This window comes from Streptomyces sp. NPDC014734 (assembly GCF_043083325.1).
Classification (GTDB): domain Bacteria; phylum Actinomycetota; class Actinomycetes; order Streptomycetales; family Streptomycetaceae; genus Streptomyces.
Map to the genome: position 1 here is coordinate 43,365 of NZ_JBIBYN010000021.1, position 25,725 is coordinate 69,089.

Genomic DNA, 25,725 nt, shown 5'->3' on the forward strand with positions numbered 1-25,725 from the left:
GGTCCTGCCGCACGCGCCCCGACGGTAGCCTTGCCGCCCGTGACCGAAACCTTCATCTGGATCGTCGTCGCGTTCGTCGCGGTCGGCATGTACCTCAGCTGGACCGCGGGCCGGCTGGACCGGCTGCACACCCGCATCGACGCCGCCCGCGCCGCCCTCGACGCGCAGCTCCTGCGCCGCGCATCGGTCACCCAGGAACTGGCGACATCGGGTGTTCTCGACCCTGCCGCGTCCATCGTGCTCTACGAGGCCGCGCACGCCGCCCGTCAGGCCGAGGAGGAGCAGCGCGAGGTGGCGGAGAGCGAGCTCAGTGCCGCGCTGCGCGCGGTGTTCGGCGAGACGGCGCAGGTGGAGGCCGTGAAGGAGATCCCCGGCGGCGAGGAGGCGGCGTCCGAACTCGCCGCCGCCGTGCGCCGGGTCCCGATGGCCCGGCGGTTCCACAACGACGCGGTACGCGCGGCGCGCGCGCTGCGCCGCCACCGCAAGGTGCGGTGGTTCCGGCTGGCCGGGCACGCCCCGTTCCCGCTCGCGTTCGAGATGGACGACGAACCGCCCGTCGCCCTGGCCGACCGTCCCGCCGGCTGAGAGCCCGCCGGGTGGCCTCCGGCCGGGCGGCCACGCCCCGGCACGCACGCCTCCCGCGTTGTCGTCGGTCGCCGACGCTCCGCGTCGACTCCCTCCTCTGCCCGGGGACCGCGGGCACCGGACCGCGTCCACCACCCGATCCGAGGTCGCCCGACAGGCTCTGAGCCGTCAGGACACTCGCGTGAGACCGGACCGGACCCTCCGTCCGCCCTCGGCCGGACAGGCCGTCCACGCCGACGTGACCTGCTTCACAACCCGTACCGTACGCGCCCAAAACGATCCACCGGCCTTCCATTGGCCCTTGATGTGGACCGCCTCCGGAGAGTTTGCTCGGCCCTGCACACATCAGCGCTTTCAGCGACTTTTCTCCGAGTGAGGTCGATCCGTGTCCACGCTTCCCACCACCCCGCAGTCCGCCGCATCCCCGGTCACCGGCACCGCCCGCGTCAAGCGCGGCATGGCCGAGCAGCTCAAGGGCGGCGTGATCATGGACGTCGTCGACGCCGCGCAGGCGAAGATCGCCGAGGACGCGGGCGCCGTGGCCGTCATGGCCCTGGAGCGGGTGCCGGCCGACATCCGCAAGGACGGCGGCGTGGCCCGGATGTCGGACCCGAACATGATCGAGGAGATCATCGAGGCCGTCTCCATCCCGGTGATGGCGAAGTCCCGCATCGGTCACTTCGTCGAGGCACAGGTGCTCCAGTCCCTCGGCGTCGACTACATCGACGAGTCCGAGGTCCTCACCCCGGCCGACGAGGTCAACCACAGCGACAAGTTCGCGTTCACCACCCCGTTCGTCTGCGGCGCCACCAACCTGGGCGAGGCGCTGCGCCGCATCGCCGAGGGCGCGGCCATGATCCGTTCGAAGGGCGAGGCCGGAACCGGGAACGTCGTCGAGGCCGTCCGCCACCTGCGCCAGATCAAGAACGAGATCGCCCGCCTGCGCGGCTACGACAACAACGAGCTGTACGCCGCCGCCAAGGAACTGCGCGCCCCGTACGAGCTGGTCAAGGAAGTCGCCGAGCTCGGCAAGCTGCCGGTCGTGCTGTTCTCCGCGGGCGGCGTCGCCACCCCCGCCGACGCCGCGCTGATGCGCCAGCTCGGCGCCGAGGGAGTCTTCGTCGGCTCCGGCATCTTCAAGTCCGGCGACCCGGCCAAGCGCGCCGCCGCCATCGTGAAGGCCACCACCTTCTACGACGACCCGAAGGTCATCGCGGACGCCTCCCGGAACCTGGGCGAGGCCATGGTCGGCATCAACTGCGACACCCTGCCCGAGGCCGAGCGCTACGCCAACCGCGGCTGGTAAGCGCCGATGAGCGACACCCCTGTGATCGGAGTCCTGGCTCTCCAGGGCGACGTGCGGGAGCACCTGATCGCCCTGGCCTCGGCCGACGCCCTGGCCAGGCCGGTCCGGCGCCCCGAGGAACTCGCCGAGGTCGACGGACTCGTCGTCCCCGGTGGAGAGTCCACCACGATGTCCAAGCTGGCCTCCCTGTTCGGCATGACGGAACCGCTGCGCGCACGGATACGGGGCGGGATGCCGGTCTACGGAACCTGCGCGGGCATGATCCTGCTCGCCGACAAGATCCTCGATCCGAGGGCCGGCCAGGAGACGTTCGGCGGGATCGACATGATCGTGCGGCGCAACGCCTTCGGGCGGCAGAACGAGTCCTTCGAGGCGGCCGTCCGGGTCGACGGGATCGAGGGCGACCCCGTCGAGGGCGTGTTCATCCGCGCCCCGTGGGTGGAGTCGGTCGGCGCCCGGGCCGAGGTGGTGGCCGAGCACGGCGGCCATATCGTCGCCGTCCGCCAGGGCAACGCGCTGGCGACGTCGTTCCATCCGGAACTGACCGGGGACCATCGCGTTCACGCGCTGTTCGTGGACATGGTGCGCGCAGTCGGCTGACTCGATCCCGGTAGGATCTCCCGGGTTCGGATCGAATTTTGGTGACGCGAAGGAGAAGGCAGATGTCCGGCCACTCTAAATGGGCTACGACGAAGCACAAGAAGGCCGTGATCGATGCCAAGCGCGGCAAGCTCTTCGCGAAGCTGATCAAGAACATCGAGGTCGCGGCCCGCACCGGCGGTGTGGACCCCGATGGCAACCCGACCCTTGTGGACGCGATCCAGAAGGCGAAGAAGAGTTCCGTACCGAACAAGAACATCGACTCCGCGGTCAAGCGCGGGGGCGGTCTTGAGGCGGGCGGCGTCGACTACCAGACGATCATGTACGAGGGTTACGGCCCGAACGGTGTCGCGGTGCTCATCGAGTGCCTCACCGACAACCGCAACCGTGCCGCCTCCGACGTGCGCGTCGCGATGACCCGCAACGGCGGTTCGATGGCCGACCCCGGTTCGGTCTCGTACCTCTTCAACCGCAAGGGCGTCGTCATCGTCCCCAAGAGCGGGCTGACCGAGGACGACGTGCTCGGTGCCGTGCTCGACGCGGGCGCCGAGGAGGTCAACGACCTCGGCGAGACGTACGAGGTCGTCAGCGAGGCCACCGACCTGGTCGCGGTGCGCACCGCGCTCCAGGAGGCCGGCATCGACTACGACTCCGCCGAGGCCGGCTTCCTGCCCACCATGCAGGTCGAGCTGGACGAGGAGGGCGCGCGCAAGATCTTCAAGCTGATCGACGCGCTGGAGGACAGCGACGACGTCCAGAACGTCTTCGCCAACTTCGACGTCTCGGACGAGGTCATGGAGAAGGTCGACGCCTGAGAGCCTGGCGGGTGACCTCCGACCGGGCGGACGCGGGTCACCCGGAAGGCTCTGAGCCGGGCTCGGTACCACCTTCACGCGCGGGCCGACGGGGGACACACCCCGTCGGCCCGTCGCATTGCCCGACACGTTGTCAGTGCGAGCCGATAGCCTGCCAGAACAGTTGACCGATCGGTACGGAGGGGCGTCCCATGCGGGTACTCGGCGTTGACCCGGGGCTGACCCGATGCGGCGTCGGTGTCGTCGAGGGCGTGGCCGGCCGCACCCTGACGATGCTCGGCGTCGGCGTCGTCCGCACCCCGGCCGACGCGGAGCTCGGCCACCGGCTGGTCGCCATCGAGCGCGGCATCGAGGAGTGGCTCGACGCGCACCGGCCCGAATACGTCGCCGTGGAGCGGGTGTTCAGCCAGCACAACGTCCGCACGGTGATGGGCACCGCGCAGGCCAGCGCGGTCGCCATGCTGTGCGCCTCCCGCCGGGGCATACCGGTCGCCCTGCACACCCCGAGCGAGGTCAAGGCCGCCGTCACCGGCAGCGGCCGTGCCGACAAGGCCCAGGTCGGCGCCATGGTCACCCGGCTGCTGAGGCTCGACGCCCCGCCGAAGCCGGCCGACGCGGCCGACGCCCTGGCCCTGGCCATCTGCCACATCTGGCGCGCCCCCGCGGTCAACCGCCTCCAGCAGGCGCACGCCGCGGCCGCCGCCGCGTCCCGCGCGCCGCGCGCCCCCCGTACCTCCGCGGGCAGCACACCCGCGGCCCCCGTCCGGAAGGTCCCCCGATGATCGCCTTCGTCAGCGGCCCCGTCGCCGCGCTCGCCCCGACCACGGCCGTGATCGAGGTCGGCGGCATCGGCATGTCCGTCCAGTGCACCCCGAGCACCCTTGCCGACCTGCGCGTCGGCCAGGAGGCGCGACTGGCCACCTCCCTCGTCGTGCGCGAGGACTCGCTCACTCTCTACGGCTTCGCCGACGACGACGAGCGCCAGACCTTCGAACTGCTCCAGACGGCCAGCGGGGTCGGCCCCCGGCTCGCCCAGGCCATGCTCGCCGCGCACAGCCCGGACGCGCTGAGGGTCGCGGTCGCCACCGGGGACGAGAAGGCGCTCACCGCCGTCTCCGGCATCGGCAAGAAGGGCGCGCAGAAGCTCCTCCTCGAACTCAAGGACAGGCTCGGGGAGCCCGTCGGCGCCCGGATCGGCCACCAGGGCGTCGGTGCCGCGGTCACCCCTGCCTGGCGCGACCAGCTGCACGCCGCCCTCATCGGCCTCGGCTACGCCACCCGCGAGGCCGACGAGGCGGTCGCCGCCGTCACCCCGCAGGCCGAGGCGGCGCTGGCCGAGAGCGGGCAGGCCCCCGTGCCGCAGTTGCTGCGCGCCGCGCTGCAGACCCTCAACCGGGCACGCTGACCCGGGCACCGCACCCCGGGGCCCCCGGGAAACGGAGCACCCGACGCCGGGCCGGGCAGCGCACGGCACCGAAACACCCGAGGCGGGACAGACGCAATGAACTGGGACGAGACCGGACCCGACACCGGCGAGCGGCTCGACGAGCGCCTCGTCGACGCCGACGCGGCCGGCGAGGACACCGCGGTCGAGGCGGCACTGCGACCGAAGGACCTCGACGAATTCGTCGGTCAGGAAAAAGTGCGTGAACAGCTGGATCTGGTCCTCAAGGCGGCAAGGGCCCGCGGTGCCACCGCCGACCACGTGCTGCTCTCCGGCGCCCCCGGCCTGGGCAAGACCACCCTCTCCATGATCATCGCCGCCGAGATGGGCGCCCCGATCCGGATCACCTCGGGCCCCGCCATCCAGCACGCGGGCGACCTCGCCGCGATCCTCTCCTCGCTCCAGGAGGGCGAGGTCCTCTTCCTCGACGAGATCCACCGCATGTCGAGGCCCGCCGAGGAGATGCTCTACATGGCGATGGAGGACTTCCGGGTCGACGTGATCGTCGGCAAGGGCCCCGGAGCGACCGCCATCCCGCTGGAGCTCCCGCCCTTCACCCTCGTCGGCGCCACCACCAGGGCCGGACTGCTGCCGCCCCCGCTGCGCGACCGTTTCGGCTTCACCGGCCACATGGAGTTCTACGCCCCCACCGAACTGGAACGCGTCATCCACCGTTCGGCCCGTCTTCTCGACGTGGTGATAGACGACGACGGCGCCGCCGAGATCGCCGGGCGCTCGCGTGGCACCCCCCGCATCGCCAACCGGCTGCTGCGCCGCGTCCGGGACTACGCCCAGGTCAAGGCCGACGGCCGGATCGACCGCCCGGTCGCCTCCGCGGCCCTCGGGGTCTACGAGGTCGACGCCCGTGGACTCGACCGGCTGGACCGGGCGGTGCTCGGCGCCCTGCTGAAGCTGTTCGGCGGCGGGCCCGTCGGCCTGTCCACCCTGGCGGTCGCCGTGGGCGAGGAGCGCGAGACGGTCGAGGAGGTGGCGGAACCGTTCCTGGTACGGGAGGGACTCCTGGCCAGAACGCCGCGCGGACGGGTCGCGACACCCGCGGCCTGGGCCCATCTCGGCCTCGTGCCCCCACAGCACGGCGGAAAGGGACAACAGGGCCTGTTCGGGGCGTGACGCGTCACAGCTTGGCCCGGACAGGAACCAACCGGAGGCGTTGGGCGTTGTTCCATCGATGCGGACTCGCTTAGACTCCGCCGATGCCGCCCGTATGGGCCGGTGTACCCACCCCCGAAGATCAGGCCGTCCTCCGGTGCGGTCGTGCGAAGGAAACTCGTCCCGTGAATCCCGTGTCTCTCCTCCCCTTCATCGTGCTCATCGGGGCCATGTTCCTGATGACCCGGTCCGCCAAGAAGAAGCAGGCGGCCGCCGCCCAGATGCGCAACGAGTTGCAGCCCGGCGCCGGCGTCCGGACGATCGGGGGCATGTATGCCACCGTCAAGGAGGCTCACGACGACACGGTTCTCCTTGAGGTCGCGCCGGGCGTCCACGCCATCTACGCCAAGAACGCCATCGGCGCCGTCCTCGACGACGCCGAGTACAACCGCATCGTCCACGGCGACGACGAGAACGCTCTCGACATCGACGGCACCGTCGTGCCGGACGACGCCTCCTCCCTGACCGAGACGGACGCCGCCGAGACCACCTCGGACGACGGCAGGATCGACCTGGGCAAGAAGGCCGAGGCCGACGACGCCGAGCCGAAGGACGCCGAGTCCGGCAAGAAGTCCGAGGACAAGAAGTCCGAGGGCGGCACCGACGGCGAGGCCGACGCGAAGTAGTCCACGACCCGGGGACGCCGCGAGCCACCGGCATCAGGCGCCCGGACCGTGCGATCTTCTGCGGGGGCGGGTCCCCACTACACTTCGTGGCCGCTCGGGCGCGCACCCGGCGCGGGGCGGTTGGACAGGGAGAAACGAGAAGGTGGCAGCACCGAAGAAGAGCCGGGGAGCGGCCGGCGGTCAGGGCAGGCCGGGGCGTTCCCTGGCTCTGATCCTGATCGCCATGGTCGCGCTCACAGGCGGGATGTTCCTGGCTGACCAGCCGACGCCACGACTGGGCATCGACCTGGCCGGTGGTACATCCATCACGCTTGAGGCGAAGAGCGAGCCGGGCCAGGAATCGGCGATCAACAAGACCAACATGGACACGGCGGTCCAGATCATGGAACGCCGCGTCAACGGTCTGGGTGTCTCCGAGGCCGAGGTCCAGACGCAGGGCGATCGCAACATCATCGTCAACATTCCCAAGGGCACCGACTCGGCCCAGGCACGTGAGCAGGTCGGCACCACCGCGAAGCTGTACTTCCGGCCGGTACTGACCGTCGCCCAGGGCACCGCGTCCCCGACGCCCAGCGCCCCGCCGTCCGGCAAGCCCAGTCCGAGCGCGTCGGCGTCCGCCGACGGGAAGGCGGCCGCGACGCCGAACGCGACCGCCACCACGCAGGGCCGTGCGGTCACCGACGGCCTCAAGGCCGACGCCACGCCCACCCCCGGGGCGAGCGAGGGCTCGACCGCGCCGTCGGCCCCCGCCGAGGACGCCGCCGCGGCCAAGCTGCAGAAGGACTTCGCCGCACTCGACTGCTCCAGCAACGCTTCCCGGTCCAAGGCCGCGCAGGGTGCCAAGCCCGCCGACTCGGTCGTCGCGTGCAGCTCCGAGGGCGACGCCAAGTACATCCTCGGACCGGCCGAGGTGTCCGGCACCGAGGTGGACAGCGCCAAGGCCGGCTTCGACCAGCAGCGCGGCATGTGGATCGTCCAGATGGAGTTCACCAAGCAGGGCTCCAAGCAGTTCCAGACGATCACCAAGAAGCTCTCCGCGCAGCCCTCCCCGCAGAACCAGTTCGCCATCGCCCTGGACGGCGAGGTCGTCTCCGCGCCCCAGGTGAACTCGACGCTCAGCGGCAGCGCCGAGATCTCCGGCAGCTTCACCCAGCAGTCCGCCGAGGACCTGGCCAACGTGCTCTCCTACGGCGCGCTGCCGCTCTCGTTCAAGGAGCAGAGCGCCACCACCGTCACCGCCGCCCTCGGCGGCGAACAGCTCCGCGCCGGGCTGATCGCGGGCGCGATCGGCCTCGCCCTGGTGGTCATCTACCTCGTGGTGTACTACCGCGGCCTGGCGTTCATCGCGCTGCTCAGCCTCCTGGTCTCCGGCGTCCTGTCCTACACGATCATGGCGCTGCTCGGACCGGCCATCGGATTCGCGCTGAACCTTCCCGCGGTCTGCGGAGCCATCGTGGCCATCGGTATCACCGCCGACTCCTTCATCGTGTACTTCGAGAGAATCCGGGACGAGATCCGCGAGGGCCGCACCCTGCGTCCGGCCGTCGAGCGGGCCTGGCCGCGGGCCCGCCGCACGATCCTGGTCTCCGACTTCGTCTCGTTCCTCGCCGCGGCGGTGCTCTTCGTCGTCACCGTCGGCAAGGTCCAGGGCTTCGCCTTCACGCTCGGGCTCACCACCCTGCTCGACGTGGTCGTGGTGTTCCTCTTCACCAAGCCCCTCATGACCTTGTTGGCCCGGACGAAGTTCTTCGCCAGTGGCCACCCGTGGTCGGGTCTGGACCCGAAGCGGCTCGGTGCCAAGCCGCCGTTGCGCCGCTCGCGTCGTGCCACCGTCCGTACCGACCACCCGAAGGAGGCGTGAGATGTCGCGACTCGGCAATCTCGGCGCCCGTCTCTACCGCGGCGAAGTCGGCTACGACTTCATCGGCAAGCGCAAGATCTGGTACGGGGTCTCGATCCTGATCACCATCACGGCCATCGTCGGCCTGGCGGTCAGCGGCCTGAACATGGGCATCGAGTTCAAGGGCGGTGCGGTCTTCACGACGCCGAGCACCAAGGCCACCGTGGCCGAGGCGGAGGACAGCGCCACGGCCGCCTCGGGCCACCAGGCGATCGTCCAGAAGCTGGGCGACGGCAAGATGCGTATTCAGATCACCGAGGTCGACACCGCCAAGTCGGACCAGATCAAGGCCCAGCTCTCCAAGGACCTCGGCATCCCGGAGGAGAAGCTCGCTGCCGATCTGGTCGGCCCGAGCTGGGGCGAGCAGATCGCCAACAAGGCGTGGACCGGTCTCGGCGTCTTCATGGTCCTCGTGGTGATCTACCTGGCCATCGCGTTCGAATGGCGCATGGCCATCGCGGCCCTCGTCGCACTGATCCACGACATCACGATCACCGTGGGTGTCTACGCGCTGGTCGGCTTCGAGGTCACCCCGGGCACCGTGATCGGCCTGCTGACCATCCTCGGTTACTCCCTGTACGACACCGTCGTGGTGTTCGACAGTCTCAAGGAGAGCACCCACGACATCACCAAGCAGACCCGCTGGACGTACAGCGAGATCGCCAACCGCTCGATCAACGGCACGCTGGTCCGCTCCATCAACACCACCATCGTCGCCCTGCTGCCGGTGGCCGGTCTGCTGTTCATCGGCGGCGGCGTCCTCGGCGCGGGCATGCTGAACGACATCTCGCTGTCGCTGTTCGTCGGTCTCGCCGCCGGTGCGTACTCCTCGATCTTCATCGCCACCCCGCTCGTCGCCGACCTCAAGGAACGCGACCCGCAGATGAAGGCACTGAAGAAGCGGATCCTCGCCAAGCGCGCGGCCGCCGCCGCCCGGGGCGAGTCCGCCGGGGACGAGCCGCCGAACGACCGCGTCGAGGACGTGGCTCCCGCCGCCGCGGTGGTCGGTCAGCGCCAGCAGCCCCACCGGGGCCAGGGCCGCACCCCGGGGAACCGCCGATGACCAGCAGCACCACCGAGAGCACGCGTGAGCTCCTGCTCAGCCGCATCCGTGACGTGGCCGACTACCCGAAGCCGGGGGTGGTCTTCAAGGACATCACGCCGCTGCTCGCGGACCCGACCGCGTTCGCGGCCCTCACCGACACCCTCGCGGAGCTGTGCGTACGGCACGGCGCCACCAAGATCGTCGGTCTGGAGGCGCGCGGATTCATCCTGGCCGCGCCGGTCGCGGTACGGGCCGGTCTCGGCTTCGTGCCCGTCCGCAAGGCGGGCAAGCTGCCCGGCGCCACGCTCAGCCAGGCATACGAGCTGGAGTACGGCTCGGCCGAGATCGAGATCCACGCGGAGGACCTGTCCGCCGACGACCGGATCATGGTCATCGACGACATCCTCGCCACCGGCGGCACCGCCGAGGCCTCGCTGGAGCTGATCCGGCGGGCCGGCGCCGAGGTCGCGGGCGTGGCGGTGCTGATGGAGCTCGGCTTCCTGGACGGGCGTGCCCGGGTGGAGCAGGGCCTGGCGGGCGCTCCGCTGGAGGTTCTGATCACGGTCTGAGCATCGGCCGCCGCCGGTCCCCGGCGGCTCACGGACACGACGGACGGGCACCCGGGAACAACCGGGTGCCCGTCCGTCGTTGTCAGGGGTCTCGCCGTCCCCGGGCGAGGACCTGCCACCGGGTCGATACGATGGCCTTTCCGGGAGTCCGGATCCGCACGAGGAGTGCTCTTGCCAGACGAGGCCCAGCCAGTCGCCGCCCCGCAGCCCGACAAGCCCGCGGCGGCCTCAGCCATGCCCGGGAAGAAGCAGCCCGCGCAGAAGCCGAAGCCCCCGGCCCCCGAGGCCGGTACGGGCCCCGGCCGCCCTGCCGCCCCCACGCTGCGGCCCGCCTCGCCCGCGCAGCCCGCCGCTCCCGCCTCCCCGGCGTCCACCACTCCGAAGCCTCCGGCGAAGCCCGCCGCCAAGCCGGTCGCCCCGGCCGCTCCCACGGGCCGGTCCGGCGGCTCCTCCAATCGGGTGAGGGCCAGGCTCGCGCGCCTGGGCGTGCAGCGCTCCAGCCCGTACAACCCGGTCCTCGAACCGCTGCTGCGGATCGTCCGCGGCAACGACACCAAGATCGAGAACGCCACGCTGCGCCAGATCGAGCGCGCCTACCAGGTCGCCGAGCGCTGGCACCGCGGCCAGAAGCGCAAGAGCGGCGATCCGTACATCACCCACCCGCTCGCCGTCACGACCATCCTCGCCGAGCTCGGCATGGATCCGGCGACGCTGATGGCCGGGCTTCTGCACGACACGGTCGAGGACACCGAGTACGGCCTGGACACCCTCCGCCAGGACTTCGGCGACCAGGTGGCCCTGCTCGTCGACGGCGTCACCAAGCTGGACAAGGTCAAGTTCGGCGAGGCCGCACAGGCCGAGACCGTGCGCAAGATGGTCGTCGCCATGGCCAAGGACCCCCGGGTCCTGGTGATCAAGCTCGCCGACCGGCTGCACAACATGCGCACCATGCGCTACCTCAAGCGGGAGAAGCAGGAGAAGAAGGCCCGCGAGACGCTGGAGATCTACGCCCCCCTGGCTCACCGCCTGGGCATGAACACCATCAAGTGGGAGCTGGAGGACCTCGCCTTCGCGATCCTCTACCCCAAGATGTACGACGAGATCGTCCGTCTCGTCGCCGAGCGGGCGCCCAAGCGTGACGAATACCTCGCCATAGTGACCGACGAGGTCCAGGCCGATTTGCGGGCCGCCCGGATCAAGGCCACCGTCACCGGACGCCCGAAGCACTACTACAGCGTCTACCAGAAGATGATCGTGCGGGGCCGGGACTTCGCCGAGATCTACGACCTGGTGGGCATCCGGGTCCTCGTCGACACCGTCCGCGACTGCTACGCGGCGCTCGGCACCGTCCACGCGCGATGGAATCCGGTCCCCGGCCGGTTCAAGGACTACATCGCGATGCCCAAGTTCAACATGTACCAGTCGCTGCACACCACGGTGATCGGCCCCAGCGGCAAGCCCGTGGAGCTGCAGATCCGCACGTTCGACATGCACCGGCGTGCCGAGTACGGCATCGCCGCGCACTGGAAGTACAAGCAGGAGGCCGTCGCCGGCGCCTCCAAGGTGCGCACCGACGTGCCCAAGCACACCGGTCGCGGCCAGGACACCGTCAACGACATGGCATGGCTGCGCCAGCTCCTGGACTGGCAGAAGGAGACCGAGGACCCCAGCGAGTTCCTGGAGTCCCTGCGCTTCGACCTCTCCCGCAACGAGGTCTTCGTCTTCACACCCAAGGGCGACGTCATCGCGCTCCCCGCCGGTGCCACACCGGTCGACTTCGCCTACGCGGTCCACACCGAGGTCGGCCACCGGACCATAGGGGCCCGGGTCAACGGGCGGCTCGTGCCGCTGGAATCGACCCTGGACAACGGCGACCTGGTGGAGGTCTTCACCTCCAAGGCGGCCGGTGCCGGCCCCTCGCGCGACTGGCTCGGCTTCGTCAAATCGCCCCGGGCCCGCAACAAGATCCGTGCCTGGTTCTCCAAGGAGCGCCGGGACGAGGCGATCGAGCAGGGCAAGGACGCCATCGCGCGGGCCATGCGCAAGCAGAACCTGCCGATCCAGCGCATCCTCACCGGCGATTCCCTGGTCACGCTCGCCCACGAGATGCGCTACCCCGACATCTCGTCGCTGTACGCGGCGATCGGCGAGGGGCATGTGGCCGCGGCCGGGGTCGTCCAGAAGCTGGTCCAGGCGCTCGGCGGCGAGGACGCGGCCAACGAGGACATCGCGGAGAGCTCGCCGCCCTCGCGCGGTCGCGGCAAGCGCCGCGCCAACGCCGACCCGGGCGTGGTCGTCAAGGGCGTCGAGGACGTCTGGGTGAAACTGGCCCGCTGCTGCACACCCGTTCCAGGCGACCCGATCATCGGCTTCGTGACCCGGGGCAGCGGCGTCTCGGTGCACCGCGCCGACTGTGTCAACGTGGACTCGCTGTCGCAGCAGCCGGAACGCATCCTGGACGTCGAATGGGCACCCACCCAGTCCTCGGTCTTCCTGGTCGCCATCCAGGTCGAGGCACTGGACCGCTCGCGGCTGCTCTCCGACGTCACCCGCGTCCTGTCCGACCAGCACGTCAACATCCTGTCGGCGGCCGTGCAGACCTCCCGGGACCGGGTCGCCACCTCGCGCTTCACCTTCGAGATGGGCGACCCGAAGCACCTCGGGCACGTCCTCAAGGCAGTCCGGGGCGTGGAGGGCGTCTACGACGTGTACCGGGTGACCTCGGCCCGCAGGCCCTGATCCCACGACGAAGCCCCCCGCATCCGTCTCTCGTGGACGGACGCGGGGGGCTTCGTCGTGTACCGGCAGGTCAGGGACGGTGCCGCCGCTCGATCAGCCGCCGAACTCCTCCAGCCCCTTCAGCGCCTGGTCCAGCAGCGCCTGACGGCCTTCGAGCTCCTTGGCCAGCTTGTCGGCGCGGGAGTTGTTCCCCGCGGCACGCGCGGTGTCGATCTGCGTGCGCAGCTTGTCCACGGCCGCCTGCAACTGGCCCGTCAGACCCGCGGCACGCGCGCGTGCCTCCGGGTTCGTCCGACGCCACTCCGTCTCCTCGGCCTCCTGGAGCGCCCGCTCCACCGCGTGCATCCGTCCCTCGACCTTCGGACGGGCGTCGCGCGGTACGTGGCCGACGGCCTCCCAGCGCTCGTTGAGCGCCCGGAACGCGGCACGGGCCGCCTTCAGGTCCTTCACCGGAACCAGCCGCTCGGCCTCGGTCGCGAGCTCCTCCTTGAGCTTGAGGTTCTCGCCCTGCTCGGCGTCCCGCTCGGCGAAGACCTCGCCGCGGGCGGCGAAGAAGACGTCCTGGGCGCCGCGGAACCGGTTCCACAGGTCGTCCTCGGCCTCGCGCTGGGCGCGGCCCGCCGCCTTCCACTCCGTCATCAGGTCGCGGTAACGGGCTGCCGTGGCCCCCCAGTCCGTGGAACCGGAGAGCGCCTCGGCCTCGGCGACCAGCTTCTCCTTGGCCTTGCGGGCCTCCTCGCGCTGGGCGTCCAGCGAGGCGAAGTGGGCCTTGCGACGCTTGGAAAACGCCGAACGGGCGTGCGAGAAGCGGTGCCACAGCTCGTCGTCGGACTTGCGGTCGAGCCGCGGCAGCCCCTTCCAGGTGTCGACGAGCGCGCGCAGGCGCTCGCCCGCGGAACGCCACTGCTCGCTCTGCGCCAGCTCCTCGGCCTCGGCGACCAGCTCCTCCTTGGCACGCTTCGCCTCGTCGGTCTGCTTCGCCTTCTGGGCCTTGCGCTCCTCGCGCCGCGACTCGACCGTCGCGACCAGGGCGTCGAGCCGCTTGCGCAGCGCGTCGAGGTCACCGACGGCGTGATGCTCGTCCACCTGCGTACGCAGGTGGTCGATGGCGGCAGTGGCGTCCTTCGCCGACAGGTCGGTGGTCTTCACCCGACGTTCGAGGAGGCCGATTTCGACCACAATGCCCTCGTACTTGCGCTCGAAGTAGGCCAGGGCCTCCTCGGGGGATCCCGCCTGCCACGATCCGACGACCTGCTCGCCGTCGGCCGTACGCACGTACACGGTGCCCGTCTCATCGACGCGGCCCCACGGGTCGCTGCTCACAGCGCCTCCTCCACCTGATGCCTGCGAGGGGGTTCGCCCCCCTGGCATCGTCCACAGTTTTCCGGGGCGGGCAGCGCCCGCCCTCCACAACGCCAATCTAGGCGACCGGCCACCCGGCTGTCCGCACTCCGCGCGGCCGAAAATTATCCGGCCCGGCCGCGGAGGCCGTCGCAGGTCGGCCCGGTCCGGTCGCCCCGACGCGTCACGACTTGGCGACGGCCGCCTTCGAGATGTCCACGGCCGTCTTCGGCGCCCCGTCGGGGCCCCCGTCGGCCACGCCCGCCGCGCCGATCTTCTCGACCGCCTTCAGCGAGGCGCCGTCCATGGTGCCGAACGGCGTGTAGGTGGGCGGCAGTTTGCTGTCCTTGTACACAAGGAAGAACTGGCTGCCGCCGGTGTGCTCCTGACCGGTGTTGGCCATCGCCACCGTGCCCGCGGGGTAGGTGACCGTGCCGTCCGTGCCCGCCTTGCCCAGCCCGGTCAGGTTCTCGTCCGGGATCGTGTAGCCGGGGCCGCCGGTGCCGTCGCCCTTGGGGTCGCCGCACTGCAGCACGAAGATGCCCTGCGTGGTCAGCCGGTGGCACTTCGTGCCGTCGAAGAAGCCCTTGTCCGCCAGCGCCTTGAACGAGTTCGCCGTGTGCGGGGTCTTCGCCGCGTCCATCGTGAACGCGATGTCGCCCGCGCCCGTCTTGAGCGACATCGTGTACTTCGCCGCCTTGTCGATCTTCATCGCGGGCTCCGGCTCGCTGCTCTCGCTCGGCGACGGCGAGTCGGACGGGCTCGCGGCCGCGTCGTTCTTGTCCTTCTTGCCGTCGCCGTCGAGGGCGAGATAGGTGCCGACCCCGGCGACCGCCACGACGGCCACGACGGCCGAGATGATGATCGCGAGCCGCTTCGACCTGCGGCGAGCCTCCTCCCGGCGCTGCTGCTGCCGCTCGAACTTCTCCCTGGCGAGCTGCCGCCGCCGCTGATCGCTGCTGACCACCGGGTGATCTCCTTGTAGTTCGTGTGGGGCCTGGGCTGCCCGTACCGTATATGGGTTAGCTGTGGAATGAGGAGCGCCGGTAGGCTCTGAACCGCCGCGACCTTCTCAGTCGCCATCCGCCGTCGGACGACCATTAAGGACGATCGTGCTCATTGCCGGGTTCCCCGCAGGGGCCTGGGGGACCAACTGTTACCTGGTCGCCCCCGCCGCGGGTGAGGAGTGCGTCATCGTCGACCCGGGCCACCAGGCCGCCGCCGGAGTCGAGGAAGCGCTCAGGAAGCATCGGCTGAAGCCCGTCGCCGTCGTTCTGACGCACGGGCACATCGACCACGTCGCCTCGGTCGTCCCGGTGTGCGGCGCGCACGACATCCCCGCCTGGATCCACCCGGAGGACCGGTACATGATGAGCGATCCGGAGAAGGCCCTCGGCCGCTCCATCGGGATGCCGCTCATGGGCGAGCTGACGGTGGGGGAGCCGGACGACGTCAGGGAGCTCGGTGACGGAACCCCGCTGAGCCTGGCCGGTATGGAGTTCTCCGTCGCGCACGCGCCCGGCCATACCAAGGGGTCGGTGACGTATCGGATGCCCGAGGCCGCGGACGTTCCGCAGATCCTCTTCTCGGGCGACCTGATCTTCGCCGGCTCCGTCGGACGCACCGACCTGCCCGGCGGCGACCACGCCGAGTTGCTCGATTCGCTGGCCCGTGTGTGCCTGCCGCTCGACGACTCGACCGTGGTGCTGTCCGGCCACGGCCCCCAGACGACCATCGGTCGCGAGCGCGCCGTCAACCCGTTCCTGAACGGCCTGGACGCGCCCCGACGAGGAATGTGACGAGAGACAAGAACCGTGAGCACCTTCAAGGCCCCCAAGGGCACGTACGACCTGACCCCGCCCGACTCCGCGAAGTACCTCGCGGTGCGCGAGGCGATCGCCGCACCGCTGAAGAACTCCGGCTACGGCTACATCGAGACGCCCGGCTTCGAGGACGTCGCCCTCTTCTCGCGCGGAGTCGGTGAGTCCACCGACATCGTGACCAAGGAGATGTACACCCTCACCACCAAGGGCGGATCCCAGCTCGCGCTGCGCCCCGAGGGCACCGCCTCGGTGCTGCGCGCCGCACTGGAGGCCAACCTCCACAAGCTCGGCAACCTGCCCGTGAAGCTCTGGTACTCCGGCTCGTACTACCGTTACGAGCGCCCGCAGAAGGGCCGGTACCGGCACTTCTCGCAGGTCGGTGCCGAGGCCATCGGCGCCGAGGACCCGGCGCTCGACGCCGAGCTGATCATCCTGGCCGACCAGGCGTACCGGACGCTCGGTCTGCGGGACTTCCGCATCCTGCTCAATTCGCTGGGCGACCGGGAGTGCCGCCCCGTCTACCGGGACGCGCTCCAGGGCTTCCTGCGCGAACTCGACCTCGACGAGGAGACCCGCCGCCGCATCGAGATCAACCCGCTGCGGGTCCTCGACGACAAGCGCCCGGAGGTCCAGCGGCAACTGGCGGGTGCGCCGGTGCTGCGCGACTTCCTGTGCGATGCCTGCAAGGCGTACCACGAGGAGGTCCGTGACCTGCTCACCGCGGCGGGCGTGGTGTACGAGGACGACGAGAAGCTGGTCCGCGGCCTCGACTACTACACCCGTACCACCTTCGAGTTCGTCCACGACGGACTCGGTTCGCAGTCCGCGGTCGGCGGTGGCGGCCGGTACGACGGCCTGTCCGAGATGATCGGCGGCCCGGCGCTTCCGTCGGTCGGCTGGGCGCTGGGCGTGGACCGCACGGTGCTCGCGCTGGAGGCGGAAGGCATCGAGCTCGAACTGCCCCCGGCCACCAGCGTCTTCGCCGTGCCGCTCGGCGAGGAGGCCCGGCGGGTGCTCTTCGGGATCGTCACGCAGTTGCGCCGCGAGGGCGTGGCGGCGGACTTCGCGTACGGGAACCGAGGCCTCAAGGGCGCCATGAAGAGCGCCAACCGGTCGGGTGCGCGGTTCACGATCGTCGCGGGCGAGCGGGATCTCGCCGAGGGCGCCGTCCAGCTCAAGGACATGGAGTCGGGCGAACAGACAGCGGTCGCGCTGTCCGACGTGGCCGCGACGATCCGCGAACGCCTGGTCTGAGGCCACGTTTTCACCCGGCACGTGCCGGACGGACCGGAACTCCGGTGCGTCCGGCACGCCGCCGAAGCCCGTCGCCAGGGCGGGCGTCGTCAATCCGAGGGGCGAGAAACCGCCCTGCCGGATGATTTCCCCGCGACTGCCGACGACGCGGACGGAGGCCTGATCCAGGACCGGCGCCAAGGGCGTGCCTCTCTCGTCGGCGGGTCGGCTCCGAGCGGCCCTCTCGCAGGTCGAGCACCTCCACCGGAGGTTCCCCCGTGTTCCCCGGAGCCTCGTGGACCTCGCGTTGCCCACCGGTCGCGCACCCGATTCCGTGCATACCTTTATGGCCATCGAACGGAAGAGCGGTAGCGCGGTGCGGCACAATGACCGTGCCCAGCAGGCCACTCACTGATGGAACGGCGATATGACGACTGCAGCGGTTGACCATCCTTCCTCCGAGCGGGACGAGGACAACGGGAAGAGGACCATCGGCGGCAGCCGGGCGTTCGCGCTGCTGCTGGTGATCACGGGCGCCGCCGGTCTCCTCGCCGCCTGGGTCATCACGATCGACAAGTTCAAGCTGCTGGAGGACCCGACCTTCACGCCGGGCTGCAGCCTGAACCCGGTCGTCGCCTGCGGCAACATCATGAAGAGCGAGCAGGCGGCCGCCTTCGGCTTCCCGAACCCGATGCTCGGCCTCGCCGCCTACCCCGTGATCATCGGAATCGGCCTGGCACTGCTCGCCGGTGCCCGCTTCCGCAGGTGGTACTGGCTCGGCATGAACGCCGGCACGCTGTTCGGTGTCGGTTTCTGCACCTGGCTCCAGTACCAGTCGCTGTACAACATCAACTCGCTCTGCCTGTGGTGCTGCCTGGCCTGGGTCGCCACGATCGTCATGTTCTGCTACGTCACCAAGCACAACATCGAGCACCGGATCATTCCCGCGCCGAACTGGCTGCGCAACGGACTGACCGAGTTCCACTGGGTGCCGCCGGTCCTGTGGATCGGGATCATCGGCATGCTGATCCTCACCCGCTGGTGGGACTTCTGGACCAGCTGACCGGGCAGGCCACCCCCCCCCCGCTCCGCCGGGCGGCGGGCCCGGCTGGGCTGTCAGTGCCGTGACATAGGCTTCAAGACGTGGAGCCCGACCTCTTTACCGCAGCAGCCGAAGACCGCCAGGAGAACGACCCGTCCAGCAGCCCGCTCGCTGTCCGGATGCGCCCCCGTACTCTCGACGAGGTCGTCGGCCAGCAGCATCTGCTCAAGCAGGGCTCGCCGCTGCGCCGCCTCGTCGGCGAGGGGAACGGCGGTCCGGCGGGCCCGTCGTCCGTGCTCCTGTGGGGTCCGCCCGGCATCGGCAAGACGACGCTGGCATACGTGGTCAGCAAGGCCACCAACAAGCGTTTCGTCGAACTCTCCGCGATCACCGCCGGCGTCAAGGAGGTGCGGGCCGTCATCGAGGGCGCCCGCCGTGCCACCGGGGGCTACGGCAAGGAGACCGTTCTCTTCCTCGACGAGATCCACCGCTTCTCCAAGGCCCAGCAGGACTCACTCCTCCCGGCCGTGGAGAACCGCTGGGTGACCCTGATCGCAGCGACCACCGAGAATCCCCACTTCTCGATCATCTCGCCGCTGTTGTCGCGCTCGCTGCTGCTCACCCTCGAACCGCTCACGGACGACGACCTGCGCGGCCTGCTGGCGCGTGCCCTCGCGGACGAGCGCGGACTCGGCGGAGCGGTGGCGCTGCCGCGGGAAGCCGAGGCCCATCTGCTGCGGATCGCGGGCGGCGACGCCCGCCGGGCGCTCACCGCGCTGGAGGCCGCGGCCGGGGCGGCACTGGCCAAGCGGGAGAAGGAGATCACCCTCCAGACCCTGGAGGAGACCGTCGACCGCGCGGCCGTGAGATACGACCGTGACGGCGACCAGCACTACGACGTGGCGAGCGCGCTCATCAAGTCGATCCGCGGCTCCGACGTCGATGCGGCGCTGCACTACCTGGCCCGGATGATCGAGGCGGGGGAGGACCCCCGGTTCATCGCCCGACGGCTGATGATCTCGGCCAGCGAGGACATCGGCCTCGCCGACCCGACGGCACTGCCCATCGCGGTCGCCGCCGCCCAGGCGGTCGCCATGATCGGGTTCCCGGAGGCGGCGCTCACGCTGAGCCATGCCACGATCGCCCTGGCCCTGGCCCCCAAGTCCAACGCCGCGACGCTGGCCATCTCCGCCGCCCGGGAGGACGTGCGGAAGGGACTCGCCGGCCCCGTCCCGGCCCATCTGCGCGACGGTCACTACAAGGGCGCCGCCGAGCTGGGCCACGCCCGGGGCTATGTGTACCCGCACGACGTCCCCGGCGGCATCGCCACCCAGCAGTACGCCCCGGACGCCGTCGGCGACAGGCGCTACTACCGCCCCACGCGCTACGGTGCCGAGGCGCGTTACGCGGACGTGGTGGAGCGGGTCCGCGAGCGGCTCGGCCGGACCGGCCCCGACGACGGGGCGACCCCGTCCGGCGACTGAGGGACGCGCGCGGCGGGCAGGGCCTCAGTGCGCGGCCGCCTCGAAGAGCGTGTGCATGGCGTGGCGCAGCCCGGTGATGTCGCGCACCGGACCGGGGAACTCGAAGCGCGCGTCGAAGCATCGGTGACGGTCCTCGCACACGCGCACCCGCAGCCCGAACCGGTCCAGTGCCAACGGCACGACGGACGGCCGGTGCGCCGCGCGGCGACGGGCCGTCCGCTCGCCCAGCATCGCGCACAGCAGGTCCAGTTGTTCGCCGTGGCCCGCGTGCAGGTGCTGGAGCAGTTCCGTCTCGTGGCCGGCGAACGGATCGGGCGTCGCGTCCCGGAAGTCTTCGGGAACGACCGTCTCGGCGCCCCAGAGATCGTCCACGCAGACCTCGTCCGTCTCCAGCCGCAGTGTCGTCCGACCCGGTCCGGACAGGCCCGGTACGGTGGTGAGCCACCCCGAGATCCGGGCCCGGCCGCGGATGCGGTGCGGTACGGAGACGGGGGCCACGTCAGTGATCTCCAGCACGGCGGCGAGTTCGTCGGCCTCGGCGTGCGTCGCCGCCCGTACGGCGGGGGAGTCGGCGGGCAGTTCGACGAACACATCGCCGTCGGGCCCCACGTTCCTGGCGGTGGGCATGAGCCGGTCCCATGCGGACGCGGGCAGCCCGGGCACGAGCAGTACCGCCGAGCAGGTACTCTGTACGAGAGTTCGTGTGCGCTCGGCTGCTGACGGCATCCGAGTGGTTTCAAGCCCGTCAGGACGCGGCTGACCACGATCTGATCGGTCCTCCGTCGTATCGGCACCCCGTGAGGTGTCGACACTGTCTGTGCTGTCCGTGATGTGACTGGTGTTCCTCGGGCGAGACATGCGATCTCCTCAACTAAGGTGAGCCTAACCTAACCTAAAACGGAGGTCCGGAGAACGTGCCTAACCAGTCGCGTCCCAAGGTCAAGAAGAGCCGCGCGCTCGGCATCGCGCTGACGCCGAAGGCCGTCAAGTACTTCGAGGCCCGCCCCTACCCGCCGGGCGAGCACGGCCGTGGCCGCAAGCAGAACTCGGACTACAAGGTCCGTCTGCTGGAGAAGCAGCGGCTGCGCGCCCAGTACGACATCAGCGAGCGCCAGATGGCGCGTGCCTACGACCGCGCCAAGAAGGCCGAGGGCAAGACGGGCGAGGCGCTCGTCGTCGAGCTGGAGCGCCGTCTCGACGCCCTGGTGCTGCGTTCGGGCATCGCCCGCACCATCTACCAGGCCCGTCAGATGGTCGTGCACGGTCACATCGAGGTCGACGGCCGCAAGGTCGACAAGCCCTCCTACCGCGTCCGCCCCGACCAGGTCGTGACGGTCCGCGAGCGCAGCCGTGAGAAGCACCCCTTCCAGGTGGCCCGCGAGGGTGGCTACGCCACCGACGGCGAGACCCCGCGCTACCTGCAGGTGAACCTGAAGGCCCTGGCCTTCCGCCTTGACCGGGACCCGAACCGCAAGGAAATCCCCGTCATCTGCGACGAGCAGCTCGTCGTCGAGTACTACGCCCGCTGATCCAGGCGCAGTCGCTCTCATCGCACCCGGGCCCGCCCTTCCCTGTTACGGGGGAGGGCGGGCCCGGGTGTTCTGTCGGCCCGCCGGCCCGGCCGGGCGGCCGGGTGCCCCCGCGGGTCCGTGCGGCGCCTCCGCGTCCGGGGGCCGGTCCGCCGGGAGGGCGCCGAGGGCGGCCGTGGGGAACACGCGGAGTGTCGTGGCGCGTGCGCTCCGTGCGCACGCTTCGAAGTGTTCCGCCGCCGCCCGCCGGTAATGCGGTTCGGGGCGCGACCACCGGCGCGATAGGCTCGGGAGACGACCAGTCGTCGCCGCGGCGGCGGCTGTCGGACCGAGCGGAAGCAGACGGGGACAGTCACAGAAGCAGTCCCGGAAACAGCGACAAGTCAGAAAGCGGTGCACAGTGTCCGGTGGAGAGGTGGCCGGGATCCTGGTGGCCGTCTTCTGGGCGATCCTGGTGTCGTTCCTCGCCGTCGTCCTGGTGAGGCTGGCCCAGACGCTCAGGGCGACGACCAAGCTCGTGGCGGACGTGACCGAACAGGCGGTTCCGCTGCTCGCCGACGCCTCCGCGACCGTGCGCTCCGCCCAGACGCAGCTCGACCGGGTCGACGCGATCGCGACGGACGTCCAGGAAGTCACCTCGAACGCCTCGGCGCTCTCCACGACCGTCGCCTCGACCTTCGGCGGACCGCTCGTCAAGATCGCCGCGTTCGGGTACGGGGTCCGGCAGGCCATCGGCCGAAGGTCCGGAGCCGAGCCGGAACCCGGTCGTCGGACGGGCCGCCGCACGGTGGTCGTCGGCCGTACCCTGCCGCCCGTGCGCGGCGGGGGGCGCAACGGCAGAAACTCCCGCGGACCGAAGGACTGACGCAGCGATGTTCCGCCGTACGTTCTGGTTCACCGCCGGCGCCGCCGCCGGTGTCTGGGCCACCACCAAGGTCAACCGCAAGCTCAAGCAGTTGACCCCCGAGAGCCTCGCGGCGCAGGCCGCCGACCGGGCGATCGAGACCGGTCACAAGCTCAAGGACTTCGCTCTGGACGTCCGTGAGTCCATGGTCCGGCGCGAGGCCGAACTCGGCGAGGCGCTCGGCCTGGAGGCGCCGGTCGATCCCGATCTGCCCGTGCGGCGCCACTTCGCCGTCGAGGCGGCCGAGCCCGTCGGACCGGACCGGTCCGTCGAGGTCTTCGATCGCCGCACGCTCCCCCACCACTCATACAACCGGAATGAGGACCACTGATGGAGTCGGCTGAAATTCGTCGCCGCTGGCTGAGCTTCTTCGAGGAGCGCGGTCACACCGTCGTCCCTTCGGCGTCGCTCATCGCGGACGACCCGACTCTGCTGCTGGTCCCCGCCGGCATGGTGCCCTTCAAGCCCTACTTCCTCGGCGAGGTCAAGCCGCCCGCCCCGCGCGTCACCAGCGTGCAGAAGTGTGTCCGCACGCCGGACATCGAGGAGGTCGGCAAGACCACCCGGCACGGCACCTTCTTCCAGATGTGCGGCAACTTCTCCTTCGGGGACTACTTCAAGGAAGGTGCCATCCAGTTCGCCTGGGAACTGCTCACCGGTTCCGTGGCGGACGGCGGCTACGGCCTCGACCCCGAGCGGCTGTGGATCACGGTCTACCTCGACGACGACGAGGCCGAGCAGATCTGGCGCGACAAGATCGGCGTGCCGGCCGAGCGCATCCAGCGCCTGGGCAAGAAGGACAACTTCTGGTCCATGGGTGTCCCCGGCCCCTGCGGTCCCTGCTCCGAGATCAACTACGACCGCGGCCCCGAATTCGGCGTCGAGGGCGGCCCGGCCGTCAACGACGAGCGCTACGTGGAGATCTGGAACCTGGTCTTCATGCAGTTCGAGCGGGGCGCTGGTGACGGCAAGGAGGACTTCCCGATCCTCGGGGACCTGCCGTCGAAGAACATCGACACGGGCCTCGGCCTGGAACGTCTCGCCATGATCCTGCAGGACGTGCAGAACATGTACGAGACCGACACCCTGCGCGTCGTCATGGACCGGGCCACCGAACTCACCGGCGTCCGCTACGGCGCCGAGCACGGTTCGGACGTCTCGCTCCGCGTGGTCGCCGACCACATCCGCACCTCCGTGATGCTCATCGGCGACGGTGTGACGCCGGGCAACGAGGGCCGCGGCTACGTGCTGCGCCGCATCATGCGCCGCGCCATCCGGAACATGCGGCTGCTGGGCGCCACCGGGCCGGTCGTCAAGGCCCTGGTCGACGTCGTGGTCGACACGATGGGGCAGCAGTACCCGGAACTGATCACCGACCGCAAGCGCATCGAGACCGTGGCCCTCGCCGAGGAGGCCGCCTTCCTCAAGGCCCTCAAGGGCGGGACCAACATCCTCGACACCGCCGTCACCGAGACCAAGGCCGCCGGCGGCAAGGTGCTCGCCGGCGACAAGGCGTTCCTGCTCCACGACACCTGGGGCTTCCCGATCGACCTCACCCTGGAGATGGCCGCCGAACAGGGCCTGTCCGTGGACGAGGACGGCTTCCGCCGCCTCATGAAGGAGCAGCGGGAGCGGGCCAAGGCCGACGCCAGGGCCAAGAAGACCGGCCACGCCGACCTGTCCGCCTACCGGGAGGTCGCGGACAACTCCGGTGCCACCGAGTTCACCGGTTACACGACGACCGAGGGCGAGTCGACGGTCGTCGGCCTGCTCGTCGACGGCGTTCCCTCGCCCGCCGCCTCCGAGGGCGACGAGGTCGAGGTCGTCCTGGACCGGACCCCCTTCTACGCCGAGGGCGGTGGCCAGCTCGCCGACCAGGGCCGGATCCGGCTCGACAGCGGCGCCGTCATCCAGGTCCGCGACGTCCAGCGGCCCGTCCCCGGCGTCTTCGTGCACAAGGGCTCGGTCCAGGTCGGCGAGGTGACCGTGGGCGCCTCCGCCCACGCCGCCATCGACGCCACCCGCCGCCGGGCCATCGCCCGCGCCCACAGCGCCACGCACCTCACGCACCAGGCGCTGCGCGACGCCCTGGGCCCGACGGCCGCCCAGGCCGGTTCGGAGAATTCGCCGGGCCGCTTCCGCTTCGACTTCGGCTCGCCCGCCGCCGTGCCCGGCACGGTCCTCACCGACGTCGAGCAGAAGATCAACGAGGTCCTCGGCCGCGAACTCGACGTCCACGCCGAGGTCATGCCGATCGCCGAGGCCAAGAAGCAGGGTGCCATCGCCGAGTTCGGCGAGAAGTACGGCGAGCAGGTCCGGGTCGTCACCATCGGCGACTTCTCCAAGGAGCTGTGCGGCGGTACGCACGTCCACAACACCGCCCAGCTCGGCCTGGTGAAGCTGCTCGGCGAGTCGTCCATCGGTTCCGGCGTGCGCCGCATCGAGGCCCTGGTCGGCGTCGACGCGTACAACTTCCTCGCCCGGGAGCACACGGTCGTCGCCCAGCTCCAGGAGCTGGTCAAGGGCCGTCCCGAGGAGCTTCCGGAGAAGATCGCCGGGATGCTCGGCAAGCTGAAGGACGCCGAGAAGGAGATCGAGAAGTTCCGCGCGGAGAAGGTCCTGCAGGCCGCCGCCGGACTCGCCGAGTCGGCCAAGGACGTACGGGGCGTCGCCCTCGTCACCGGCCAGGTCCCGGACGGCACCTCGGCCGACGACCTGCGCAAGCTCGTTCTCGACGTCCGCGGACGCGTCCAGGGTGGCCGTCCGGCCGTCGTGGCCCTGTTCAGCACGGCCAACGGCCGTCCGCTCACGGTGATCGCCACCAACGAGGCCGCCCGCGAGCGCGGCCTCAAGGCCGGTGACCTCGTCCGCACCGCCGCCAAGACCCTCGGTGGCGGTGGCGGCGGCAAGCCGGACGTCGCGCAGGGCGGCGGCCAGGACCCCGAGGCCGTCGGCTCCGCCATCGCCGCCGTCGAACGCCTCGTCACCGAGACGGCATGACGGCGGAAGTGACCGGGATGCGCCGGGGTCGCCGACTCGCGATCGACGTCGGGGACGCCCGGATCGGGGTCGCCTCGTGCGACCCCGACGGGATCCTCGCCACGCCGGTGGAGACCGTTCCGGGACGTGACGTCCCGGCGGCCCACCGGCGGCTGGGGCAGATCGTCGAGGAGTACGAGCCGATCGAGATCATCATCGGCCTGCCGCGCTCCCTCGGCGGCGGCGAAGGACCCGCGGCGGCCAAGATCCGGGTCTTCGCCCAGGAGGTCGCCCGCTCGGTCGCGCCCGTTCCGGTACGACTGGTGGACGAGCGGATGACCACGGTAACGGCCGGCCAGGGGCTGCGCGCCTCGGGCGTGAAGGCGAAGAAGGGCCGTTCCGTCATCGATCAGGCCGCCGCCGTGGTGATCCTCCAGAACGCCCTGGAGACCGAGCGGGCGTCGGGCCGGGCACCGGGCGAAGGCGTCGAGGTGGCTCCCTGATCGCGATACGGTAACGTTCCGCGCGATGCGGTGGCGTTCGAACAAGCGCCGCACAGCGAAGAGACGGAAGGTCGTCTCGCGGCTCTAG

General features: G+C 70.5%; 24 protein-coding genes. 21 read left to right on the forward strand and 3 right to left on the reverse strand.

The window, feature by feature from the left end:
* Positions 1-39 precede the first annotated feature (39 nt).
* The 12 genes from ACF1CT_RS28270 (at position 40) to ACF1CT_RS28325 (ending at position 12,799) form a co-directional block, all read left to right on the forward strand.
* On the forward strand, positions 40-585 hold the full coding sequence (locus tag ACF1CT_RS28270; protein ID WP_391786795.1) for a hypothetical protein: 546 nt from the start codon (positions 40-42) through the stop codon (positions 583-585).
* Positions 586-970: 385 nt separating this feature from the next.
* The gene (gene pdxS / locus ACF1CT_RS28275; protein ID WP_391786796.1) at positions 971-1,891 is read left to right on the forward strand and encodes a pyridoxal 5'-phosphate synthase lyase subunit PdxS; all 921 of its coding nucleotides are present in this window, start codon (positions 971-973) and stop codon (positions 1,889-1,891) included.
* 6 nt (positions 1,892-1,897) lie between these two features.
* Positions 1,898-2,491: a pyridoxal 5'-phosphate synthase glutaminase subunit PdxT gene (gene pdxT, locus ACF1CT_RS28280; protein ID WP_391786797.1), complete on the forward strand. Its 594-nt coding sequence runs from the start codon at positions 1,898-1,900 to the stop codon at positions 2,489-2,491.
* Positions 2,492-2,553: 62 nt separating this feature from the next.
* Positions 2,554-3,306, forward strand: coding sequence for a YebC/PmpR family DNA-binding transcriptional regulator (locus tag ACF1CT_RS28285; protein ID WP_391786798.1), 753 nt, complete (start codon positions 2,554-2,556; stop codon positions 3,304-3,306).
* Between the two features lie 191 nt (positions 3,307-3,497).
* The gene (gene ruvC, locus ACF1CT_RS28290; RefSeq protein WP_391786799.1) at positions 3,498-4,088 is read left to right on the forward strand and encodes a crossover junction endodeoxyribonuclease RuvC; all 591 of its coding nucleotides are present in this window, start codon (positions 3,498-3,500) and stop codon (positions 4,086-4,088) included.
* Positions 4,085-4,711: a Holliday junction branch migration protein RuvA gene (gene ruvA / locus ACF1CT_RS28295; RefSeq protein WP_391786800.1), complete on the forward strand. Its 627-nt coding sequence runs from the start codon at positions 4,085-4,087 to the stop codon at positions 4,709-4,711. The genes ruvC and ruvA overlap by 4 nt, the downstream gene beginning before the upstream one ends.
* 96 nt (positions 4,712-4,807) lie before the next feature.
* A complete protein-coding gene (ruvB, locus tag ACF1CT_RS28300; RefSeq protein ID WP_391786801.1) occupies positions 4,808-5,881 on the forward strand; it encodes a Holliday junction branch migration DNA helicase RuvB in 1,074 nt (357 codons plus the stop codon).
* Positions 5,882-6,045: 164 nt separating this feature from the next.
* A complete protein-coding gene (yajC, locus tag ACF1CT_RS28305; RefSeq protein ID WP_391786802.1) occupies positions 6,046-6,546 on the forward strand; it encodes a preprotein translocase subunit YajC in 501 nt (166 codons plus the stop codon).
* 142 nt (positions 6,547-6,688) lie between these two features.
* Complete coding sequence (gene secD / locus ACF1CT_RS28310) at positions 6,689-8,407, forward strand: protein translocase subunit SecD (RefSeq protein ID WP_391786803.1); 1,719 nt, start codon at positions 6,689-6,691, stop codon at positions 8,405-8,407.
* A gap of 1 nt (position 8,408) precedes the next feature.
* On the forward strand, positions 8,409-9,509 hold the full coding sequence (gene secF / locus ACF1CT_RS28315) for a protein translocase subunit SecF (RefSeq protein WP_391786804.1): 1,101 nt from the start codon (positions 8,409-8,411) through the stop codon (positions 9,507-9,509).
* Positions 9,506-10,060 (forward strand): adenine phosphoribosyltransferase, encoded by a 555-nt coding sequence (locus ACF1CT_RS28320; RefSeq protein ID WP_391786805.1) that lies wholly within the window; start codon positions 9,506-9,508, stop codon positions 10,058-10,060. Before secF ends, ACF1CT_RS28320 begins: the two co-directional genes overlap by 4 nt.
* Before the next feature lie 171 nt (positions 10,061-10,231).
* Positions 10,232-12,799, forward strand: coding sequence for a RelA/SpoT family protein (locus ACF1CT_RS28325; RefSeq protein ID WP_391786806.1), 2,568 nt, complete (start codon positions 10,232-10,234; stop codon positions 12,797-12,799).
* Between the two features lie 93 nt (positions 12,800-12,892).
* On the opposite strand, the gene ACF1CT_RS28330 is transcribed toward ACF1CT_RS28325, so the two are convergent.
* Positions 12,893-14,122 (reverse strand): DUF349 domain-containing protein, encoded by a 1,230-nt coding sequence (locus ACF1CT_RS28330; RefSeq protein ID WP_391786807.1) that lies wholly within the window; start codon positions 14,120-14,122, stop codon positions 12,893-12,895.
* A 202-nt stretch (positions 14,123-14,324) separates the two neighbouring features.
* Positions 14,325-15,107: a peptidylprolyl isomerase gene (locus ACF1CT_RS28335; protein ID WP_391786808.1), complete on the reverse strand. Its 783-nt coding sequence runs from the start codon at positions 15,105-15,107 to the stop codon at positions 14,325-14,327.
* 145 nt (positions 15,108-15,252) lie between these two features.
* Between ACF1CT_RS28335 and ACF1CT_RS28340 the strand changes: the two genes are divergently transcribed.
* The 4 genes from ACF1CT_RS28340 to ACF1CT_RS28355 all read left to right on the forward strand — a co-directional run bounded on the left by ACF1CT_RS28340 (position 15,253) and on the right by ACF1CT_RS28355 (position 19,722).
* Complete coding sequence (locus ACF1CT_RS28340; RefSeq protein WP_391786809.1) at positions 15,253-15,939, forward strand: MBL fold metallo-hydrolase; 687 nt, start codon at positions 15,253-15,255, stop codon at positions 15,937-15,939.
* A gap of 15 nt (positions 15,940-15,954) precedes the next feature.
* Complete coding sequence (gene hisS, locus ACF1CT_RS28345; RefSeq protein ID WP_391786810.1) at positions 15,955-17,217, forward strand: histidine--tRNA ligase; 1,263 nt, start codon at positions 15,955-15,957, stop codon at positions 17,215-17,217.
* Between the two features lie 406 nt (positions 17,218-17,623).
* Positions 17,624-18,259, forward strand: a complete 636-nt coding sequence (locus ACF1CT_RS28350; protein WP_391786811.1) for a vitamin K epoxide reductase family protein — start codon at positions 17,624-17,626, stop codon at positions 18,257-18,259.
* Between the two features lie 80 nt (positions 18,260-18,339).
* The gene (locus ACF1CT_RS28355; protein ID WP_391786812.1) at positions 18,340-19,722 is read left to right on the forward strand and encodes a replication-associated recombination protein A; all 1,383 of its coding nucleotides are present in this window, start codon (positions 18,340-18,342) and stop codon (positions 19,720-19,722) included.
* 24 nt (positions 19,723-19,746) lie between these two features.
* Here ACF1CT_RS28355 and ACF1CT_RS28360 read toward each other — a convergent pair whose 3' ends face one another.
* The gene (locus ACF1CT_RS28360) at positions 19,747-20,448 is read right to left on the reverse strand and encodes a DUF2470 domain-containing protein (RefSeq protein WP_391786813.1); all 702 of its coding nucleotides are present in this window, start codon (positions 20,446-20,448) and stop codon (positions 19,747-19,749) included.
* Positions 20,449-20,636: 188 nt separating this feature from the next.
* On the opposite strand from ACF1CT_RS28360, the gene rpsD reads away from it, so the two are divergent.
* From rpsD to ruvX, 5 genes are all read left to right on the forward strand, one after another.
* The gene (rpsD, locus tag ACF1CT_RS28365; RefSeq protein ID WP_376243551.1) at positions 20,637-21,251 is read left to right on the forward strand and encodes a 30S ribosomal protein S4; all 615 of its coding nucleotides are present in this window, start codon (positions 20,637-20,639) and stop codon (positions 21,249-21,251) included.
* 415 nt (positions 21,252-21,666) lie between these two features.
* Positions 21,667-22,116, forward strand: coding sequence for a DUF948 domain-containing protein (locus ACF1CT_RS28370; RefSeq protein ID WP_391786814.1), 450 nt, complete (start codon positions 21,667-21,669; stop codon positions 22,114-22,116).
* Between the two features lie 7 nt (positions 22,117-22,123).
* Positions 22,124-22,486 carry a DUF6167 family protein gene (locus tag ACF1CT_RS28375; protein ID WP_391786815.1) on the forward strand — a complete coding sequence of 121 codons (363 nt, stop codon included), beginning with the start codon at positions 22,124-22,126 and terminating at the stop codon, positions 22,484-22,486.
* The gene (gene alaS / locus ACF1CT_RS28380) at positions 22,486-25,155 is read left to right on the forward strand and encodes an alanine--tRNA ligase (RefSeq protein WP_391786816.1); all 2,670 of its coding nucleotides are present in this window, start codon (positions 22,486-22,488) and stop codon (positions 25,153-25,155) included. The genes ACF1CT_RS28375 and alaS overlap by 1 nt, the downstream gene beginning before the upstream one ends.
* Positions 25,152-25,637, forward strand: a complete 486-nt coding sequence (gene ruvX / locus ACF1CT_RS28385; protein WP_391786817.1) for a Holliday junction resolvase RuvX — start codon at positions 25,152-25,154, stop codon at positions 25,635-25,637. The genes alaS and ruvX overlap by 4 nt, the downstream gene beginning before the upstream one ends.
* The last annotated feature ends 88 nt before the right edge of the window (positions 25,638-25,725 follow it).

Bases quoted from the DNA above. Each gene is read 5' to 3' on its own strand.
- pdxT (WP_391786797.1), top strand. From the start codon at position 1,898: ATGAGCGACACCCCTGTGATCGGAGTCCTGGCTCTCCAGGGCGACGTG.
- ACF1CT_RS28285 (WP_391786798.1), top strand. From the start codon at position 2,554: ATGTCCGGCCACTCTAAATGGGCTACGACGAAGCACAAGAAGGCCGTG.
- ruvC (WP_391786799.1), top strand. From the start codon at position 3,498: ATGCGGGTACTCGGCGTTGACCCGGGGCTGACCCGATGCGGCGTCGGT.
- ruvA (WP_391786800.1), top strand. From the start codon at position 4,085: ATGATCGCCTTCGTCAGCGGCCCCGTCGCCGCGCTCGCCCCGACCACG.
- ruvB (WP_391786801.1), top strand. From the start codon at position 4,808: ATGAACTGGGACGAGACCGGACCCGACACCGGCGAGCGGCTCGACGAG.
- secF (WP_391786804.1), top strand. From the start codon at position 8,409: ATGTCGCGACTCGGCAATCTCGGCGCCCGTCTCTACCGCGGCGAAGTC.
- ACF1CT_RS28320 (WP_391786805.1), top strand. From the start codon at position 9,506: ATGACCAGCAGCACCACCGAGAGCACGCGTGAGCTCCTGCTCAGCCGC.
- ACF1CT_RS28350 (WP_391786811.1), top strand. From the start codon at position 17,624: ATGACGACTGCAGCGGTTGACCATCCTTCCTCCGAGCGGGACGAGGAC.
- ACF1CT_RS28360 (WP_391786813.1), bottom strand. From the start codon at position 20,448: ATGCCGTCAGCAGCCGAGCGCACACGAACTCTCGTACAGAGTACCTGC.
- ACF1CT_RS28375 (WP_391786815.1), top strand. From the start codon at position 22,124: ATGTTCCGCCGTACGTTCTGGTTCACCGCCGGCGCCGCCGCCGGTGTC.
- alaS (WP_391786816.1), top strand. From the start codon at position 22,486: ATGGAGTCGGCTGAAATTCGTCGCCGCTGGCTGAGCTTCTTCGAGGAG.
- ruvX (WP_391786817.1), top strand. From the start codon at position 25,152: ATGACGGCGGAAGTGACCGGGATGCGCCGGGGTCGCCGACTCGCGATC.